The sequence below is a fragment of the Citrobacter sp. wls711 genome (assembly GCF_005281055.1).
Taxonomy (GTDB): Bacteria; Pseudomonadota; Gammaproteobacteria; order Enterobacterales; family Enterobacteriaceae; genus Citrobacter; species Citrobacter gillenii.
This window is the reverse complement of the sequence record NZ_SZXC01000020.1, coordinates 196,801-214,168: the sequence shown is the minus strand read 5'-3', so window position 1 is coordinate 214,168 and position 17,368 is coordinate 196,801. Positions and strand designations below refer to the sequence as shown.

At 50.4% G+C, this 17,368-nt stretch carries 13 protein-coding genes; 7 read left to right on the top strand and 6 right to left on the bottom strand.

Going from position 1 to position 17,368, the window contains the following annotated elements:
• Window positions 1–123: 123 nt before the first annotated feature.
• Window positions 124–1,431 carry an MFS transporter gene (locus FDW98_RS06595; protein ID WP_096758376.1) on the top strand — a complete coding sequence of 436 codons (1,308 nt, stop codon included), beginning with the start codon at window positions 124–126 and terminating at the stop codon, window positions 1,429–1,431.
• Window positions 1,432–1,466: 35 nt separating this feature from the next.
• On the opposite strand, the gene satP is transcribed toward FDW98_RS06595, so the two are convergent.
• Complete coding sequence (gene satP / locus FDW98_RS06590; RefSeq protein ID WP_096758375.1) at window positions 1,467–2,033, bottom strand: acetate uptake transporter; 567 nt, start codon at window positions 2,031–2,033, stop codon at window positions 1,467–1,469.
• 170 nt (window positions 2,034–2,203) lie between these two features.
• Window positions 2,204–2,608, bottom strand: coding sequence for a DUF2541 family protein (locus FDW98_RS06585; RefSeq protein WP_096758374.1), 405 nt, complete (start codon window positions 2,606–2,608; stop codon window positions 2,204–2,206).
• A gap of 382 nt (window positions 2,609–2,990) precedes the next feature.
• On the opposite strand from FDW98_RS06585, the gene dnaK reads away from it, so the two are divergent.
• Window positions 2,991–4,907 carry a molecular chaperone DnaK gene (gene dnaK / locus FDW98_RS06580; protein ID WP_096758373.1) on the top strand — a complete coding sequence of 639 codons (1,917 nt, stop codon included), beginning with the start codon at window positions 2,991–2,993 and terminating at the stop codon, window positions 4,905–4,907.
• 86 nt (window positions 4,908–4,993) lie between these two features.
• Entirely contained in the window at window positions 4,994–6,127 is a 1,134-nt protein-coding gene (gene dnaJ / locus FDW98_RS06575; protein ID WP_096758372.1) for a molecular chaperone DnaJ, read from the top strand.
• A gap of 90 nt (window positions 6,128–6,217) precedes the next feature.
• Here the strand turns inward: dnaJ and FDW98_RS06570 are convergent, their stop codons facing one another.
• On the bottom strand, window positions 6,218–9,523 hold the full coding sequence (locus tag FDW98_RS06570) for an ATP-binding protein (RefSeq protein ID WP_096758371.1): 3,306 nt from the start codon (window positions 9,521–9,523) through the stop codon (window positions 6,218–6,220).
• 248 nt (window positions 9,524–9,771) lie between these two features.
• Here FDW98_RS06570 and nhaA point away from each other — a divergent pair, with 248 nt between their 5' ends.
• Both nhaA and nhaR read left to right on the top strand, forming a co-directional pair.
• Window positions 9,772–10,938, top strand: a complete 1,167-nt coding sequence (nhaA, locus tag FDW98_RS06565) for a Na+/H+ antiporter NhaA (protein ID WP_096758370.1) — start codon at window positions 9,772–9,774, stop codon at window positions 10,936–10,938.
• A 38-nt stretch (window positions 10,939–10,976) separates the two neighbouring features.
• Window positions 10,977–11,876: a transcriptional activator NhaR gene (nhaR, locus tag FDW98_RS06560; protein ID WP_096758369.1), complete on the top strand. Its 900-nt coding sequence runs from the start codon at window positions 10,977–10,979 to the stop codon at window positions 11,874–11,876.
• Between the two features lie 50 nt (window positions 11,877–11,926).
• On the opposite strand, the gene FDW98_RS06555 is transcribed toward nhaR, so the two are convergent.
• The 3 genes from FDW98_RS06555 to rpsT form a co-directional block, all read right to left on the bottom strand.
• Complete coding sequence (locus tag FDW98_RS06555; protein ID WP_137398784.1) at window positions 11,927–13,966, bottom strand: TIM-barrel domain-containing protein; 2,040 nt, start codon at window positions 13,964–13,966, stop codon at window positions 11,927–11,929.
• Between the two features lie 39 nt (window positions 13,967–14,005).
• The gene (locus tag FDW98_RS06550) at window positions 14,006–15,379 is read right to left on the bottom strand and encodes an MFS transporter (RefSeq protein WP_096758367.1); all 1,374 of its coding nucleotides are present in this window, start codon (window positions 15,377–15,379) and stop codon (window positions 14,006–14,008) included.
• A gap of 456 nt (window positions 15,380–15,835) precedes the next feature.
• Window positions 15,836–16,099 carry a 30S ribosomal protein S20 gene (gene rpsT, locus FDW98_RS06545; RefSeq protein WP_003018940.1) on the bottom strand — a complete coding sequence of 88 codons (264 nt, stop codon included), beginning with the start codon at window positions 16,097–16,099 and terminating at the stop codon, window positions 15,836–15,838.
• A 105-nt stretch (window positions 16,100–16,204) separates the two neighbouring features.
• Here rpsT and FDW98_RS23590 point away from each other — a divergent pair, with 105 nt between their 5' ends.
• Window positions 16,205–16,420, top strand: coding sequence for a DUF2575 family protein (locus FDW98_RS23590; protein ID WP_096758366.1), 216 nt, complete (start codon window positions 16,205–16,207; stop codon window positions 16,418–16,420).
• 7 nt (window positions 16,421–16,427) lie between these two features.
• Window positions 16,428–17,366 (top strand): bifunctional riboflavin kinase/FAD synthetase, encoded by a 939-nt coding sequence (gene ribF / locus FDW98_RS06535; protein WP_096758365.1) that lies wholly within the window; start codon window positions 16,428–16,430, stop codon window positions 17,364–17,366.
• Window positions 17,367–17,368: the final 2 nt, after the last annotated feature.

The following is a 17,368-nucleotide window of genomic DNA, read 5'->3' as shown; positions in this document are numbered from 1 at the left end:
AGTAGCCTTTTCGTGACATAAAGCGCAATGCCAGTGGAGTATTGAATTGTTTACGGTATAGTAATTTTTGATTTACACATATCGCTAAGCACCTTCAATCACTCCACTGACGCATGGTTTGCTATGTCACAACATTCTCGACCGCTGAATCGCCAGGATTATAAAACCCTTTCGCTCGCTGCTCTCGGTGGGGCGCTCGAGTTTTATGATTTTATTATCTTTGTCTTCTTTGCCGCCGTTGTGGGTGAGCTGTTCTTCCCCGCGGACATTCCCGAATGGCTACGTCAGGTGCAAACCTTCGGTATTTTTGCTGCGGGCTATCTGGCGCGCCCGTTAGGCGGCATCATCATGGCGCATTTTGGCGATCTGGTCGGGCGCAAAAAAATGTTCACTCTGAGCATTTTACTGATGGCGATACCGACGCTGGCGATAGGCCTGCTGCCGACGTATTCCTCGATGGGGATCCTGGCCCCGCTGTTGCTGTTGCTGATGCGTATTCTGCAAGGTGCCGCCATTGGAGGAGAAGTGCCGGGGGCGTGGGTGTTTGTTGCCGAACACGTGCCGGAGCGCCGTATCGGCATTGCCTGTGGAACGCTGACAGCCGGGTTAACGGTGGGGATCCTTCTGGGCTCGGTGGTGGCCACGTTGGTGAATACCAGCCTGACGCAGCAGGCGCTACATGAGTACGGCTGGCGTATACCTTTCTTGCTGGGAGGTGCGTTTGGGCTGGTGGCAATGTATCTGCGCCGCTGGTTGCAGGAGACGCCGATCTTTCTCGAGATGCAGCAGCGCAAAGCGTTGGCGCAGGAACTGCCGGTGAAGTCGGTCGTCAGCAAGCATAAAAAAGCGGTGGCGGTGTCAATGCTACTGACCTGGCTGCTCTCGGCTGGGATTGTGGTGGTGATCCTGATGTCGCCCGTCTGGCTGCAAAAACAGTATGGTTTTGCACCTGCGCTGACGTTACAGGCCAACAGCGTGGCCACCATTATGCTGTGCATCGGGTGCTTGCTGGCGGGATTCGTGGTCGACAGAGCGGGTGCCAGCAAAACCTTTATTGTCGGTAGCCTGCTGCTGGCCTGTTCCAGCTGGTTTTTCTATCACCTGACCGGCAGTCATCCTGAGCATCTGTTCCTGTTGTACGGTCTGGTTGGGCTGTGCGTTGGCGTGGTTGGCGCGGTGCCTTACGTGATGGTACGGGCGTTCCCGGCGGAAGTCCGTTTTACCGGTATCTCTTTTTCCTATAACGTCTCGTATGCCATTTTCGGTGGTTTGACGCCAATCGCGGTCACGATGTTGATGAGTGTGTCGCCGATGGCTCCGGCCTGGTATGTGCTGGCGCTTTCGCTGGTGGGTTTAGGACTGGGGATTTGGCTACGACAGGATATTTATCATCGTGATACGGATGCTGAGGGAGAATTACAGCGTCTGTAAGGATTATCCCCCCTTGCGGGGGGATACAGACAGAATTAGTGCATTTCACCAATTGGCAGGATGGTGCGGCCAAACTGTTCGTTCAGCACTTCACCCATCGCCAGGTAAATGGCGCTTGCGCCACACACTAAGCCAATCCAGCCAGCAACATGAATAATCGCTTCGTTACCCGCAATATTGCCCACAGCCAGCAGGGCGAACAGCACGGTCAGGCTGAGGAAGACAAACTGCAGCGCGCGGTTTGCTTTCAGTGTGCCGAAGAACATGAACAGGGTGAACACGCCCCACAGACCCAAATACACGCCGAGGAACTGCACGTTCGGTGCTTCTGTCAGGCCCATTTTCGGCATTAACAGGATCGCGACCAGCGTCAGCCAGAACGAGCCGTAAGAGGTGAAGGCGGTTAAGCCGAAGGTATTGCCTTTTTTGTACTCCAGCAGACCGGCAAAAATTTGCGCGATACCGCCGTAGAACAGTCCCATCGCCAGGATAATACCGTCAAGGGCGAAGAAACCCGCATTATGCAGGTTAAGCAAAATGGTGGTCATGCCGAAGCCCATCAGACCCAGCGGTGCCGGATTAGCCAACTTAGTGTTGCCCATAATTCCTCAAAATCATCATTGATTGAATGGTGAAATAATTTCCCCGAAAAACGATCATGGACTTCGGGGCGCGGCATGATAATCAGGGGAGAGGGGGCTGTCTATGATCTGATGAGGGGAAAATGAATTTTTTTCCCCAGTACTGAATATCATGGCCGAGAAGTCAGGGGTTAGTCATCACCAATGACTTTTAAGGTCGCCATATCGGAGGAATTGACTGACTGGCCAGAGAAGGTGATTTTTTTGACGCAGCGCTTATTGTCGTTGTCACTATTAATGTTGATCCAGTTGGTCGTTTGCCCTTCTTTGATGGAGGAAGGCACATTCAGACTTTGGCTGGACATGCGGGCAGCTTTAAAATAAACGGAAGCGCCATTTAGCGTGATATCGCCACGGTCTGCCTCCAACTGAATACGCTTCACGACACGACAAACAGGGATTCTTAGCGTGAGATCGTTGGTTGCATTTCTGGGCATGGCAATCATACCCAGAACTTTATGATCGTTAGCGTGCGCGGCGCTGCTCAGCAGCAGGCCCATAAACAGGCTGGCGGAAAGGGTTAACGTGGATTTCATGGGATTTCTCTTTGACGGCTGCAAAAGTGTGTGACTTCAGACCATCTTACCGCCGTCGGAAAAACGATTCATGCTCGTAATCTTTTCTTTTTATTACAATTTTTATGTGAATAACTTTACTTATTAAATTGATTGCGCGAATTAATTCTGGTTGGCAACTATTCATTTTTTATCTTTTAGCCTTTTTTCTGTGATTTTATTGCCACAAGGCTAAAAAAAATTTTCATTCCCCCCTTGATGAAGTGGGTTACGACCCCATCTTGTAGACAACCGCAGTGGTGAGTCTGAAAAAAAACGATTCAGGGTAGTTGAAACCGCACGTTTCGCCCTTATTACAGATTCACAACCACCTGATGACAGAATTTTTAGTGGAGACGTTTAGATGGGTAAAATTATTGGTATCGACCTGGGTACTACCAACTCTTGTGTAGCGATTATGGATGGCACTACTGCACGTGTGCTGGAGAACGCCGAGGGCGATCGCACCACGCCTTCTATCATTGCTTATACCCAGGATGGTGAAACTCTGGTTGGTCAGCCGGCTAAACGTCAGGCAGTGACAAACCCGCAAAACACCCTGTTTGCGATTAAACGCCTGATTGGCCGCCGCTTCCAGGACGAAGAAGTACAGCGTGATGAAGCCATCATGCCGTACAAAATCATCGGTGCTGACAACGGTGATGCATGGATTGACGTAAAAGGTCAGAAACTGGCACCGCCGCAGATCTCTGCTGAAGTGCTGAAAAAAATGAAGAAAACGGCTGAAGATTACCTGGGCGAACCGGTAACTGAAGCGGTTATCACCGTACCTGCATACTTCAACGATGCTCAGCGTCAGGCAACGAAAGACGCCGGCCGTATCGCAGGTCTGGAAGTCAAACGTATCATCAACGAACCGACCGCTGCTGCACTGGCTTACGGTCTGGACAAAGAAGTCGGCAACCGTACTATCGCGGTCTACGACCTCGGTGGTGGTACCTTCGATATCTCTATTATCGAAATCGACGAAGTTGACGGTGAAAAAACCTTCGAAGTTCTGGCAACCAACGGTGATACCCACCTCGGTGGTGAAGACTTCGATAGCCGCATGATCAACTATCTCGTTGATGAATTTAAGAAAGATCAGGGCATTGACCTGCGTAACGACCCGCTGGCAATGCAGCGCCTGAAAGAAGCCGCAGAGAAAGCGAAAATTGAGCTGTCTTCTGCGCAGCAGACCGACGTTAACCTGCCGTACATCACTGCAGATGCGTCTGGTCCGAAACACATGAACATCAAAGTGACTCGTGCGAAACTGGAAAGCCTGGTAGAAGACCTGGTTAACCGTTCTATCGAGCCGCTGAAAGTTGCTCTGCAGGATGCTGGTCTGTCTGTTTCTGACGTTCAGGACGTTATCCTGGTCGGTGGTCAGACTCGTATGCCGATGGTACAGAAGAAAGTTGCTGAGTTCTTCGGTAAAGAACCGCGTAAAGACGTTAACCCGGACGAAGCTGTAGCAATCGGTGCTGCTGTTCAGGGTGGTGTATTGACCGGTGATGTTAAAGACGTACTGCTGCTGGATGTTACCCCGCTGTCTCTGGGTATCGAAACCATGGGCGGCGTGATGACTCCGCTGATCGCGAAAAACACCACTATCCCGACCAAGCACAGCCAGGTGTTCTCTACCGCTGAAGACAACCAGTCTGCGGTAACCATCCATGTGCTGCAGGGTGAACGTAAACGTGCTGCTGATAACAAAGATCTGGGTCAGTTTAACCTGGATGGTATCAGCCCGGCACCGCGCGGTATGCCGCAGATCGAAGTGACCTTCGATATCGATGCTGACGGTATCCTGCACGTTTCTGCGAAAGATAAAAACAGCGGTAAAGAGCAGAAGATCACCATCAAGGCGTCTTCTGGTCTGAACGAAGAAGAAATTCAGAAAATGGTTCGCGAAGCAGAAGCGAACGCAGAATCTGACCGTAAGTTTGAAGAGCTGGTCCAGACCCGTAACCAGGGTGATCATCTGCTGCACAGCACTCGCAAGCAGGTTGAAGAAGCAGGCGATAAACTGCCGGCTGACGACAAAACTGCTATCGAGTCCGCTCTGACTGCGCTGGAAACGTCTTTGAAAGGCGAAGACAAAGCAGATATCGAAGCGAAAATGCAGGCGCTGGCACAGGTTTCCCAGAAACTGATGGAAATCGCTCAGCAGCAGCATGCACAGCAGCAGGCGGGTTCAGCTGATGCTTCCGCGAACAACGCGAAAGATGACGATGTTGTCGACGCTGAGTTTGAAGAAGTGAAAGACAAAAAATAATCGCCCTTTGAACGGGTAAAACACTGGCACGGGCGAAGAGGTTTCCTCTCCGCCCGTGCACGCATGTTAGGGGCAGATAAAAAGAGATGGCTAAGCAAGACTATTACGAGATTTTGGGCGTTTCCAAAACAGCGGAAGAGCGTGAAATCAAAAAGGCCTATAAGCGCCTGGCCATGAAATTTCACCCGGACCGTAACCAGGGTGATAAAGAGGCCGAAGCCAAATTCAAAGAGATCAAAGAAGCCTACGAGATCCTGACCGACGCGCAAAAACGCGCGGCTTACGATCAGTACGGTCATGCTGCGTTTGAGCAAGGCGGTATGGGCGGCGGTGGCGGTTTCGGCGGCGGTGCTGACTTCGGCGATATCTTTGGTGACGTGTTTGGCGATATCTTTGGCGGTGGTCGTGGCCGTCAGCGCGCCTCACGTGGTGCGGATTTACGTTACAACATGGATCTCACTCTGGAAGAAGCCGTGCGTGGCGTCACCAAAGAGATCCGTATTCCTACGCTGGAAGAGTGTGACGTTTGCCACGGCAGCGGCGCGAAATCCGGGACTCAGCCGCAGACCTGTCCGACCTGTCACGGTTCCGGTCAGGTGCAGATGCGTCAGGGTTTCTTTGCCGTACAGCAGACCTGTCCACACTGTCAGGGCCGCGGTACGCTAATTAAAGATCCGTGCAACAAATGTCACGGGCATGGCCGCGTAGAGAAGAGCAAAACACTGTCCGTTAAAATCCCGGCAGGGGTTGATACCGGTGACCGTATTCGTTTATCTGGTGAAGGCGAAGCGGGTGAGCATGGCGCACCGTCAGGCGATTTGTACGTTCAGGTGCAGGTGAAACAGCACCCGATTTTCGAACGTGAAGGAAATAACCTGTACTGTGAAGTGCCGATCAACTTTGCGATGGCTGCGCTGGGCGGCGAGATTGAAGTCCCGACGCTGGATGGCCGCGTGAAGTTAAAAGTGCCTGGCGAAACGCAAACCGGTAAACTTTTCCGTATGCGTGGTAAAGGCGTTAAGTCGGTACGCGGTGGTGCTCAGGGCGATCTGCTGTGTCGCGTGGTGGTTGAAACCCCGGTTGGTTTGAACGACAAGCAGAAACAGTTGCTGAAAGATCTGCAGGACAGTTTTGGTGGCCCGACGGGGGAACAAAACAGCCCGCGTTCTAAAAGCTTCTTCGACGGCGTGAAGAAATTCTTTGACGACCTGACGCGCTAATTTACCGCCATAAATTTGATAAAAAGCCTGGGACTAAAGAGTCTCAGGCTTTAATTTTTGGTATAGCTTTCACTGCCACTTCAGGTTTATCTATTTAACAATAATACTTGCTTCTACTTTCTCTGGTAATACATGCGCTACACTTTTAAATCCAGGTAATGTCTGCCATACCAAGGGATCGCCGATAACAAAAATATGTTTTTTTGCCCGGGTAAGGGCGACGTTCAGAAGATTAGGTTTGCTCGAAGCCCATTCTGCACCGCCGCGATTATGTTCATCGCATCCGAGAACAAAAATAACAATGTCGTTTTCTTTCCCCTGAAATGTATGGACTGTGCCAATACAGTTTTTTTTCCACTCCTTGATTTCTTTACGTGTTAGTTGCGGTGAGTATTTTTGCCAGCTTGGTAGCTCTCTTTGTTCAATCAATTCCAATAACGCGTACTTAACAGCCTTGAATGGGGTAATCACGTAAATAGAACTTAGTTCTATATTTTCCACGAGTAGGCGGTCCAGCAGAATAATTAGGCTTTGACCGTGGCTATCACGATACTGTTTGTCACCCTGACCACCTCTTGAAATCAGCCAGTGGTTTTCAAGTTCGTCATTCACGAGACGGCTGCAGATTTTTTCAGTATTAAGTCCGTGAATCATTCGACCATTGTATGCCAGCTTATTAGCAATACTGAACATCGGTTCAATACAACGTCGATGCACCCACAAAGGGATCCCAATCCAGATGCTATTATTCATCGTCTCCAATTTACAGCCCCAATGATTGACGCGATCGGCAACCTGTTGGACAGAGAGTTTTTCTGGATTCCACTTTTCAGCATGCTCGTGTAAAAGGTCCTGAGAAAGGTGTAGAGCCAGTGCCGGTGAGGTGGTGAATACAGGCTCAATCTGTAATGGATCGCCTACAATGAGCACGCGCCTGGCGCGCCAGATAGCTCCGACAGCCTGCTGAGGTGATGACTGGCCTGCTTCATCGATCATTACCCAGCCGAGCTCGCCACCTTTCACCCCATGAAACATTCTGCCTACCGAGGCAAAGGTTGTGGAGAGTACGGGAGTAAACATGCTTAGAGTTTGCCACCAAGGTAATGGCGTGGGCTCAAGATGAGGGGCTTTTAAAAAGCCCCCTAAGCGGCGCAGGAACATTTCTCTGAAACGTTTAATTCCCATTGCCTCATAAAGCCAGGCTTGGTGAAGATCCATTGCAGCCATAAATAGCAGAGAGCGTTGGCGGTTAACTTGCTCGTTTTGCCAAAATGCGGTGCGCTGTAAGTCGGCATTATCAATGGACTTATGGCTATCAGGTATTGATATGCCTGAAAACTGATTTGTCAGGCTCCGCAATTTTTGTTCTATTTTCTCTCTCCGCAGGGTAATCCGTTCTATTTCTTCCTGTAAGAGACGTTGTTTGGTTTTTGCTTCATTCAGTTGTTTACGTTGCTCGGTAATGTGTTGTCTTTTTTGCGCTAACACCATATCGAGGGTTAAAAGATGTTGTTGTACATGACGTAATGACTGCTGATGAGCATGAACTTTTTTACGATTTAGCAAACGAGTCAGCAAGCCTGGAGCATCATCTTCTTTTATTTTTTGCTGCTGCCTGGCATGTTGAGCCTGTTTTTCAATTACGTCCCGCTCATCTTCAAATGCCTTCAGTGCGCTAAGTTGCTCTTCACATCGCACTGTTGTTTTTACCAGGTCAGAAGATAGTACATCAGATGAACCATCAGGTTTTATCGCCAATAATTCGGCAAATTCTTCTAACTGTTTTTGCGGTTCCTGCGTCGCTTTTAAGCAATCAATGAAATGCTGCTTCGCAGTGGTGAATGAGAGTTTATTGTGACAAGACTTCCAGCGCCAAATGCTGAGAAAATTTTCACTGTCTGGCCTGGACATTTCGGCTGGAGTGTTACGTAAAAAATGCTCATCAAACAGTAGCCGCTGGGCAAATTTAGCCCGGTTTTCTTTTCTTCCAAGTGCTGCTGAAATTAATCCCCAACACTGTTTTTCTGTTTTAAGAGGCCGAAAGCTAGGGTAACTACGCTCGTTTCCTTTTCCATCTTTAGCTTTTTTATGCACGGATTTGGGTAGGGACTCCGCTGCCACTTGGTTTGCTGTTGGCGACAAATAGTCAAGAGAACGAAATTCTTTAGCTAGCGATTTCTTTTGCGGTAATTCGTTAGATATATTTTCTACAGCTGCATTATTGGATGAGGCCACAATCATTTCGAAACCGGTCAGTTCCGGTACGATAAAGCCTTCATGAGAGAGTGTATCTTCTACTTTGCTGAAATCTGCAAGCACTCGGGCTCGTTCAACGATATTGTACGCGACCAGATCACGCAACAGAGTTGTTTTACCAGTACCTGGAGGTCCGTTGACAGACAACAATCCTCCTTCAGCAAGTTCTTCTACTGCTGTATTAATCGCGAACTGTTGCATTAATGACATTGCATGCCCTGGTTCTGAAGGCCAGCGACCCAGAGGCATTTTGGCTGGGTGCAACTGATTAATAATAGATGTAAGCCCCTGCTGAGTATATAAATCTGGGTGTCTGTCAACCCTGTGAGTGAGGTAAGTATTGAGAGTACGACATTGAGTGTCTGCCAATGATGTTATTGCATCTTCAAGATCCTCAACAAAGAAGCTGTTCAAGATAGGAAGTGCGAACGCATTTTCATTGTCACTTAGGATCTCTTCCGTTTCGATTTCATCTTTCTGAGGTGTGTCCTGGCTATCGCCGTTGCCAGTAAACCAGTCAATTTGTACGGCGTATTGCCATTCGGGTGTAAAGTCCGCCCATGTAGCTAAATGTGTGTTAAGCAGCATGAGAATATCGTTTGCACACAATACTCCAGGGCCTTCTTCTCTAATCGGTTTTAACATGTTGCAGAAATTACTGAAAGTATCAGCAAGATACATACAATCGGCCGCGAATTCAGATGAGTCAAGCTTGTGGAGTTGGCGCTTTTTTAGGTGACCTAGTGCCCAAGGTAACGAGCTGACCGACAGTTTGTCACTTGCGGGTACACCTTCTCCATTCAACTGTATCTTGGCAAAACAGGTTGTTCCTTCCTGATTCAGGCGTTGTTCACATTCTTCGCCATTCTCTTCACTTGGCCCAATCACGTCCAGGCTAATGCGACTGACGATGCTTTTCTCGAATAATCCCAAGTGGACAATAAATGATGTTTTAGGCGATAAATCATATTGCTGACGTAATTTTTCTGAATGCCACGGAAGTAAATTATCACCAAATTTAATGAGATTTTTTAGTGGGATTAGCACACTTTCATCTTTTCTTTCAAGCGTATAAGGCTGGAAAAACTCAGTTCGTTGCCAGGATCTCAGTATTTCTTGTGGGCGAGGTGTTAAGTCCATTTTAGCTCTTTGATTATTATCCCAATATATCAATGAATACGAGAATACTCTGATCTCGAAATTTTTGTAGATCTTGACGGAGGATATCTTTCTCTCTGTCGTACTGGTCTCAGTAGGCCGTCTTGATTACAGGTTAAGAAATGCATCGTAAAAACCGATCTATTTATCATGAATAATCTAATATTAACGATGAGTTATGCGGAGTAAGATAGTAATTACGAAGTATTCACCCAATAGAGAGAATAAAAGTGAAACATCTACATCGTTTTTTTAGTAGCGATGCCTCGGGAGGCATTATTTTGATCATCGCTGCGGTAGTAGCAATGTTGATGGCCAATAGCGGCGTAACCAGTGGATGGTACCACGACTTTCTGGAGACCCCGGTTCAACTGCGGGTCGGCGCGCTTGAGATCAATAAAAATATGCTGCTGTGGATCAACGACGCCTTAATGGCGGTGTTTTTCCTGCTGATTGGTCTGGAAGTTAAGCGTGAGCTGATGCAGGGATCGCTGGCCAGTTTGCGCCAGGCGGCGTTTCCGGTGATTGCCGCGATTGGCGGGATGATTGTCCCGGCGCTGTTGTATCTGGCATTCAACTATGCCGACCCCATCACACGTGAAGGATGGGCGATCCCGGCGGCAACGGATATCGCTTTTGCGCTAGGCGTACTGGCGCTGCTGGGCAGCCGTGTTCCGCTGGCGCTGAAAATCTTTCTGATGGCGTTGGCGATTATTGACGATCTTGGCGCGATTGTGATCATCGCACTGTTCTATACCAGCGATCTTTCTCTGCTGTCGTTGGGGGTTGCCGCATTAGCGATTCTTATTCTGGCGGCGTTGAACCTGTGTGGTGTCAGACGTACCGGTATTTATATCCTGGTGGGCGTCGTGCTGTGGACCGCAGTGCTGAAGTCAGGCGTGCATGCGACGCTGGCGGGTGTGATTGTCGGTTTCTTCATCCCGTTGAAGGAAAAGCATGGCCGTTCTCCGGCGAAACGTCTGGAGCATGTGCTGCATCCGTGGGTAGCCTATTTGATTCTGCCGTTGTTTGCCTTCGCCAATGCGGGGGTTCCACTGCAGGGTGTGACGATGGACGGATTGACCTCCATCCTGCCGCTGGGGATTATCGCCGGCCTGCTTATCGGTAAACCGCTGGGGATTAGCCTGTTCTGCTGGCTGGCGTTACGCCTCAAGGTGGCGCAGCTGCCTGAAGGCACGAACTTCCAGCAAATCATGGCGGTGGGTATTCTGTGCGGGATTGGCTTTACGATGTCTATTTTCATCGCCAGCCTGGCGTTTGGTAACGTTGATCCGGAGCTGATTAACTGGGCGAAACTGGGGATCCTGATTGGTTCTCTGCTATCGGCGGTGATCGGTTATAGCTGGCTGCGTACCCGGTTAAACGCGTCAGCCTGAGCCGATAACCCTTTGGTGACAATTTTCAGGGAGAGAGTATGTCTCATATAAATTACAACCACCTGTATTACTTCTGGCATGTGTATAAAGAAGGTTCGGTGGTGGGGGCCGCAGAAGCGCTTTATCTGACACCGCAAACCATTACCGGGCAGATCAAAGCGCTGGAGGAGCGCTTACAGGGGAAGTTGTTTAAGCGTAAGGGGCGAGGGCTGGAGCCTAGTGAGCTAGGCGAATTAGTTTTTCGTTATGCAGACAAAATGTTCACTTTAAGCCAGGAGATGCTGGATATCGTGAACTACCGCAAAGAGTCTAACTTGCTGTTCGATGTGGGCGTGGCGGATGCGTTATCTAAACAGCTGGTCAGTAGCGTGCTCGACGCTGCCGTCGTTGACGATGAACAAATCCATCTACGCTGCTTTGAATCCACGCATGAGATGCTGCTGGAACAGCTCAGCCAGCACAAGCTGGATATGATTATCTCCGACTGCCCAATCGACTCAACGCAGCAGGAAGGGCTGTTCTCGGTAAAAATCGGCGAGTGTTGCGTGAGTTTCTGGTGCACCAATCCGCTGCCGGAGAAGCCGTTTCCTGCCTGCCTTGAGGAGCGTCGCCTGCTGATACCAGGACGTCGCTCAATGCTCGGGCGCAAGCTGCTGAACTGGATTCACTCGCAGGGACTGAACGTTGAGATCCTCGGGGAGTTTGACGATGCCGCCTTGATGAAAGCCTTTGGCGCTACGCACAATGCTATTTTCGTCGCCCCTACGCTCTATTCGAACAATTTCTACGCTGATGATTCCATCATTGAGATTGGACGCGTGGAGAATGTGATGGAGGAGTATCATGCCATTTTTGCGGAGAGGATGATCCAGCATCCGGCGGTGCAGCGTATTTGCAATGCTAACTACTCGGCATTGTTTAAGCTGCCACAGGCATAAAATCAGGTCATGTTTCCGGCTGCGTTGAACTAACCGCAGCCGGGTTATGACTACAGGGTTAACATGCTACGGTACTGCCCGCCTTCACGGATAAATACCGGGATTCTGTTCAACGGCGCGGCATAGTGCAGCGTCTGCCCACCCTGATAGCACTCGCCGGTTGTAAGATCCGTCCATTTTTCGCCACCCGGTAGCCAGATGTCGCGCTCGCGCATGCCTTCATGCATGATCGGGGCAATCAGCAGGTCGGGACCGAAGCAGTACTGGTCGGTGATTTCCCAGCTTTTTGCCTGCTCAGGAAATTCAAAAAACAGAGTACGCATCACCGGCGTATTGTGCTTATGCGTTTCCGCCATTAGCGCTTTAATGTAAGGCTTAAGTTTTTCGCGCAGCCTCAGGCAACCCGTTAGCACGTCGCACACCTCTTCGCCATAGCTCCAGACTTCGTTTGGCGCGCCGGTTGGACACTGGGCAATCCCGTCCCGATACGGCTGCTCAGGTAAAATCTGCGGATCGCGATTGCCGTGCAGGCGCATCACCGGGCTAAAGACTCCCCACTGGAACCAGCGAATGAGTAGCTCATGAAAGTGTGGGTCGTGAATATTACCGCCATGAAAACCGCCAATATCCGTCGTCCACCACGGAATGCCCGCAATCCCCATATTCAGGCCGGCGGCAAACTGATTGCGCAGAGAACGAAACGATGAGTGGATATCGCCGGACCACACCAGCGCGCCGTAGCGTTGGCTGCCTGCCCACGCGCAGCGCAGCAGGTTGATTACCTGCTCTTCACCCTCCGCTTTCATACCGTCAAAGAAGGTTTTGGCGAACATGCGCGGATAGATATTACCCACTTCCAGCACCGGTCCGGCGTGGTAGCGATAGTTATCGTAGTCGTAGACGCCGAATTCCGGCTCGGCTTCATCTAACCAGAAGAGCTTCACGCCTTTATCGTAATAGTTGCGTTTTGCTTTGCCCCAGATGTAGTCGCGGGCGCCTGGATGGGTGGCATCAAAGAAGGTGGTATTGCCGAGGAAATCCATATTAATCGGTAATCCACGTTCTGTTTGTACCAGCCAGCCATTTTCGCGCATCTCCCGATAGCTTTCGGTGCGGCTATCGACCGTTGGCCAGACGGACACCATCAGCTCGATACCCAGCGACTTCAGCTCGGCGATCATTGCGTCAGGGTCAGGCCAGTCGCGTGGGTCGAACGTCCAGTCGCCCTGATTCGGCCAGTGGAAGAAATCGATAACGATCACCGAGATGGGTAAATTACGCTGTTTATACTCGCGGGCGACAGCGAGTAGTTCCTCCTGCGTGCGATAGCGTAATTTGCACTGCCAGAAGCCCATGGCGTAATCCGGCATCATCGGTGGGGTGCCGGTGGCGAGCGCATAGGCCTGGCTGATTTCAGCCGGGGTATCGCCAGCGGTGATCCAGTAGTCCAGTTGCTCGCTGACGTGGGCTTCCCACTCGGTCACATTGTGGGCGAACGTCACGCGGCCAACTGCCGGGTTGTTCCATAAAAATCCGTAGCCGAGACTGGAGAGCATAAACGGCACCGAGGCCTGAGAGTTGCGTTGGGCCAGTTCGAGCACGCACCCTTTAAGATCTAAATTGGCCTGCTGGTATTGGCCCATGCCGAAAATTTTTTCCCCCTCGGCGGCTTCGAAACGGGCTTTGACCGCGTATTTCCCCCCTGGAATCGGGCGAAACTCTCGCCCTTCCAGGTTAAGGGCGCTGACATACTGACCGTGGGACGATTCATCTTCGCCAATTTCTCCACGCTGCCGCCAGAACTCCTGCAGCAGGCACTTATGCGGATGGCGATAAAACGCGATTTGCCCCTTCTGGTTGACGATAGCGGTGATTTTTCCGTTGGTTAGCGTTGCCTGCCTGTGATCATAGTCGATGTGGCAGACGCTTTCCGCGACCGGTTCCGCCAGCGCCCAGTCCTCATTTCTTATCACCGGCAGATGACGACCGCTGCGCACACGCAGGCTGTTCGCGCCCCAGGGTTCAATCCACAGATAGCGATCGTTTTGCTGCCAGACCAGGCGGCGCGGGTCTTGTTGTAAAAATGGCATAATGGTACTCCCGTATTCAGGTGGTGACGGTTAAGAACGTTAGCGGTGAGCGGTTTCCAGATCGCTGCGGACCTGGTCTTCCATGGCTTCGTACTTACGGAAGAAAAGCAGCGGGATCGCCGCGAGTGCGAAGAGCAGGGCGGGCGCCCAGATAAAGGCCCAGGTTATCCCCTCCAGCCCGGCGATACTCTGGGCATGGTTGGGAGCGTAGCCAAAGCTGTTCATGATCCAGGCGGCGAAGGCGGTGCCGAGGCCGCTGCCCATCTTGATACAGAACGTGCTGCCGAAGGCGATAAGAATGCCGGTTGCTTTGATACCCGTCTTCCAGGCGCCAAAGTCGACCGCAAAGCCCAGCATGGCAAAGGGCATTGAACAGGCGATACCGCTGCCGATATTGCCGAGAACCCAGGCGGCGATCAGCAACGGAATGTTATCGGCAGCCAGCCACATCAGCACACCGCCCAGGGTGGCGACCAGCAGACCGCTAATCCAAATCCAGGTTTTCGAGAGGTATTTGCTAAAGAAGGGAATGGCGATGATGAACAGGATCTGAATGGTGGCGAGGCTGTTGATCAGCGGGACCAGATCTTTGCGGTCAAGGTTATAGGTCAGATAGTAAACAATAGTTGTTGAGCGCTGCTGCAGAGCTATCCAGAAAATCAGGTTGGCCAGCACCATCAGGATCCACGGCCAGTTACCTTTCATTGCCGCGAAGCTCTTTTTCATCGGCAATTTGGGTTCTTGCTGTATTTTATCCGCATCCATTTCACGAATATTTTTAAATGCAAAAAGAGTCAGCGAACAGGATATAACGGCGAACAGAACTGCCGTGTAAATAAATCCGACATGATCATCACCGTTACCTAAAAAAGCCACTAACGGTAGCGCGGTTGCATTCATTAATAAGACGCCGATTTGTCCGCCGGTCATTCTCCAGGAGTTAAGTACCAGTCGCTCCTTTGGCGATAGCGTCATCAAGGGTAATATTGCGCTAAGCGGAGTATTCAGCCCGGTAAATAAAATGCTGGCAATCATGTAGGATAGTGCTGCATATATGGCTTTTCCCGTCATACTGATATCAGGGGACCAGAACGACAGCGCACTGAATACGCCAAAGGGCAGCGGTAGCCATAAGAACCAGGGACGGCATTTCCCGTAACGAGAACGCGTTTTATCGATGATGATCCCCCAGATGGGCGCATCGATCCCGTCGACAATGCGTGCTAGCAGCAGGATGATCCCGGCGACGGCGAGGCTGATCCCTGCAACATCCGTGTAGAAATATAATATGTAGGTTGAACCGAAGCAGTACAGCAGATTGCCAGCTACGTCTAAAGAACCGTAACTGATACGCTGTAGTAAAGGCAATGATGCTGACCCGGAAGATTGGGTATCCTCAATAACAGAACTCATGATGATAACTCCTGTATTGGAACGATACGCCTAGAAAAACAGCTTCTACTTTCTAAGCAATTTTTAATGATTATTTTATGGCGTGATGGAATTTAGCCTCAGTTTAAAATATGTGATTACGGTGTAGATGAAAAATAGTTAACCCCATCGTGGCGATCAATTATCAAATCTTACATCGGGATTGCGTTTATTCGTTTTTGAAGGAGTGATGTTGCTATTTGCTAAGGTGGTCACAATTTCTTTAACAATGAAATGAAAAAAGGAAAACAGTGAAAGGAAATAACTTTCAGGTTTGTACTCGTATCGGTGATGGGCGCGTTGTTGTAAAAACTGGCGGGTAGGAAAGCGCGTGGATGGGAACGAACGAAAACAGCAGCAGCTAAAAAATCACCAGGCGATAGGCATAAAAAAACCCGCTTACGCGGGTTTTTTCACAAAGCGACAGCAAGCAGGCGATTAAGCCAGTTTGTTGATCTGTGCAGTCAGATTTGCTTTATGACGTGCAGCTTTGTTTTTGTGGATCAGACCTTTAGCAGCCTGACGATCCACGATTGGTTGCATTTCGTTAAATGCTTTCAGTGCAGTAGCTTTGTCGCCAGCTTCAATAGCTGCGTATACTTTCTTGATGAAAGTACGCATCATAGAGCGACGGCTAGCGTTGTGCTTGCGGGCCTTTTCAGACTGAACGGCGCGCTTCTTAGCTGATTTGATATTAGCCAAGGTCCAACTCCCAAATGTGTTCTATATGGACAATTCAAAGGCCGAGGAATATGCCCTTTTAGCCTTCTTTTGTCAATGGATTTGTGCAAATAAGCGCCGTTAAAATTGCAGCACTCGTTGCGTAGTGATGGCGCAGGATTCTACCAGCTTGCGTGTTGCGAATACAGCTTTTCCACGAGAAAAGTTGAATTGATTGGTCAGCGGAGGACCGCATTTTGCTTCATAACAATGAAAACAATCTTCTTTCTGTTTCGCAGAACCAATCGCCGGTTAACCTTGACCGCGGTACAGGGTATACTTTCACGATTTTCACTGTTTTGAGCCAGACATGAAGCTGATACGAGGCATACATAATCTCAGTCAGGCCCCGCATGGGTGTGTGCTGACTATTGGTAATTTCGACGGCGTGCACCGTGGTCATCGCGCGTTGTTGCAGGGCTTACAGGAAGAAGGGCGCAAACGAAATTTACCGGTCATGGTGATGATTTTCGAGCCGCAGCCGCTGGAGCTGTTTGTGACTGAAAAGTCACCTGCGCGACTGACCCGCCTGCGGGAAAAGCTGCGTTATCTGGCGGAATGTGGCGTTGATTACGTGCTGTGCGTGCGTTTTGACCGGCGTTTTGCCGCATTAACGGCGCAGAACTTTATCAGCGACCTGTTGGTGAAGCGCCTTGGCGTACAATTTCTTGCCGTAGGTGATGATTTCCGCTTTGGCGCTAGCCGCGCGGGCGATTTCTTGTTATTACAGGAAGCGGGCGCGGAGTATGGCTTTGATATCACCAGCACCCAGACCTTCTGTGAGGGCGGGGTGCGAATCAGCAGCACTGCTGTGCGCCAGGCGCTAGCAGAAGATAATCTGCTGTTAGCCGAAAGCTTACTGGGCCATCCGTTTACCATATCAGGACGGGTGGTACACGGCGACGAGTTAGGGCGGACCATCGGGTTCCCCACGGCGAATTTACCGCTTCGTCGCCAGGTTTCTCCAGTTAAAGGGGTGTACGCGGTTGAGGTGATGGGCTTGGGCGAAACGCCTTTACCCGGTGTCGCGAATATCGGAACCCGTCCAACGGTGGCCGGTGTACGCCAGCAGTTAGAAGTGCATCTACTGGACGTTGTAATGGACCTCTACGGTCGCCATATAGATGTCGTGCTGCGTAAAAAAATACGCAACGAGCAGCGATTTGCCTCGCTGGATGAACTAAAAGCGCAGATTGCGCGTGATGAGTTAACTGCCCGCGAATTTTTTGGGCTATCAAAACCGGCTTAACG

Coding starts and splice junctions, on each gene's coding strand:
- FDW98_RS06585 (WP_096758374.1), bottom strand. CDS start 2,608: ATGAAATCCACGTTAACCCTTTCCGCCAGCCTGTTTATGGGCCTGCTG.
- dnaJ (WP_096758372.1), top strand. CDS start 4,994: ATGGCTAAGCAAGACTATTACGAGATTTTGGGCGTTTCCAAAACAGCG.
- FDW98_RS06550 (WP_096758367.1), bottom strand. CDS start 15,379: ATGAGTTCTGTTATTGAGGATACCCAATCTTCCGGGTCAGCATCATTG.
- FDW98_RS06555 (WP_137398784.1), bottom strand. CDS start 13,966: ATGCCATTTTTACAACAAGACCCGCGCCGCCTGGTCTGGCAGCAAAAC.
- dnaK (WP_096758373.1), top strand. CDS start 2,991: ATGGGTAAAATTATTGGTATCGACCTGGGTACTACCAACTCTTGTGTA.
- FDW98_RS06570 (WP_096758371.1), bottom strand. CDS start 9,523: ATGGACTTAACACCTCGCCCACAAGAAATACTGAGATCCTGGCAACGA.
- FDW98_RS06595 (WP_096758376.1), top strand. CDS start 124: ATGTCACAACATTCTCGACCGCTGAATCGCCAGGATTATAAAACCCTT.
- ribF (WP_096758365.1), top strand. CDS start 16,428: ATGAAGCTGATACGAGGCATACATAATCTCAGTCAGGCCCCGCATGGG.
- satP (WP_096758375.1), bottom strand. CDS start 2,033: ATGGGCAACACTAAGTTGGCTAATCCGGCACCGCTGGGTCTGATGGGC.
- nhaR (WP_096758369.1), top strand. CDS start 10,977: ATGTCTCATATAAATTACAACCACCTGTATTACTTCTGGCATGTGTAT.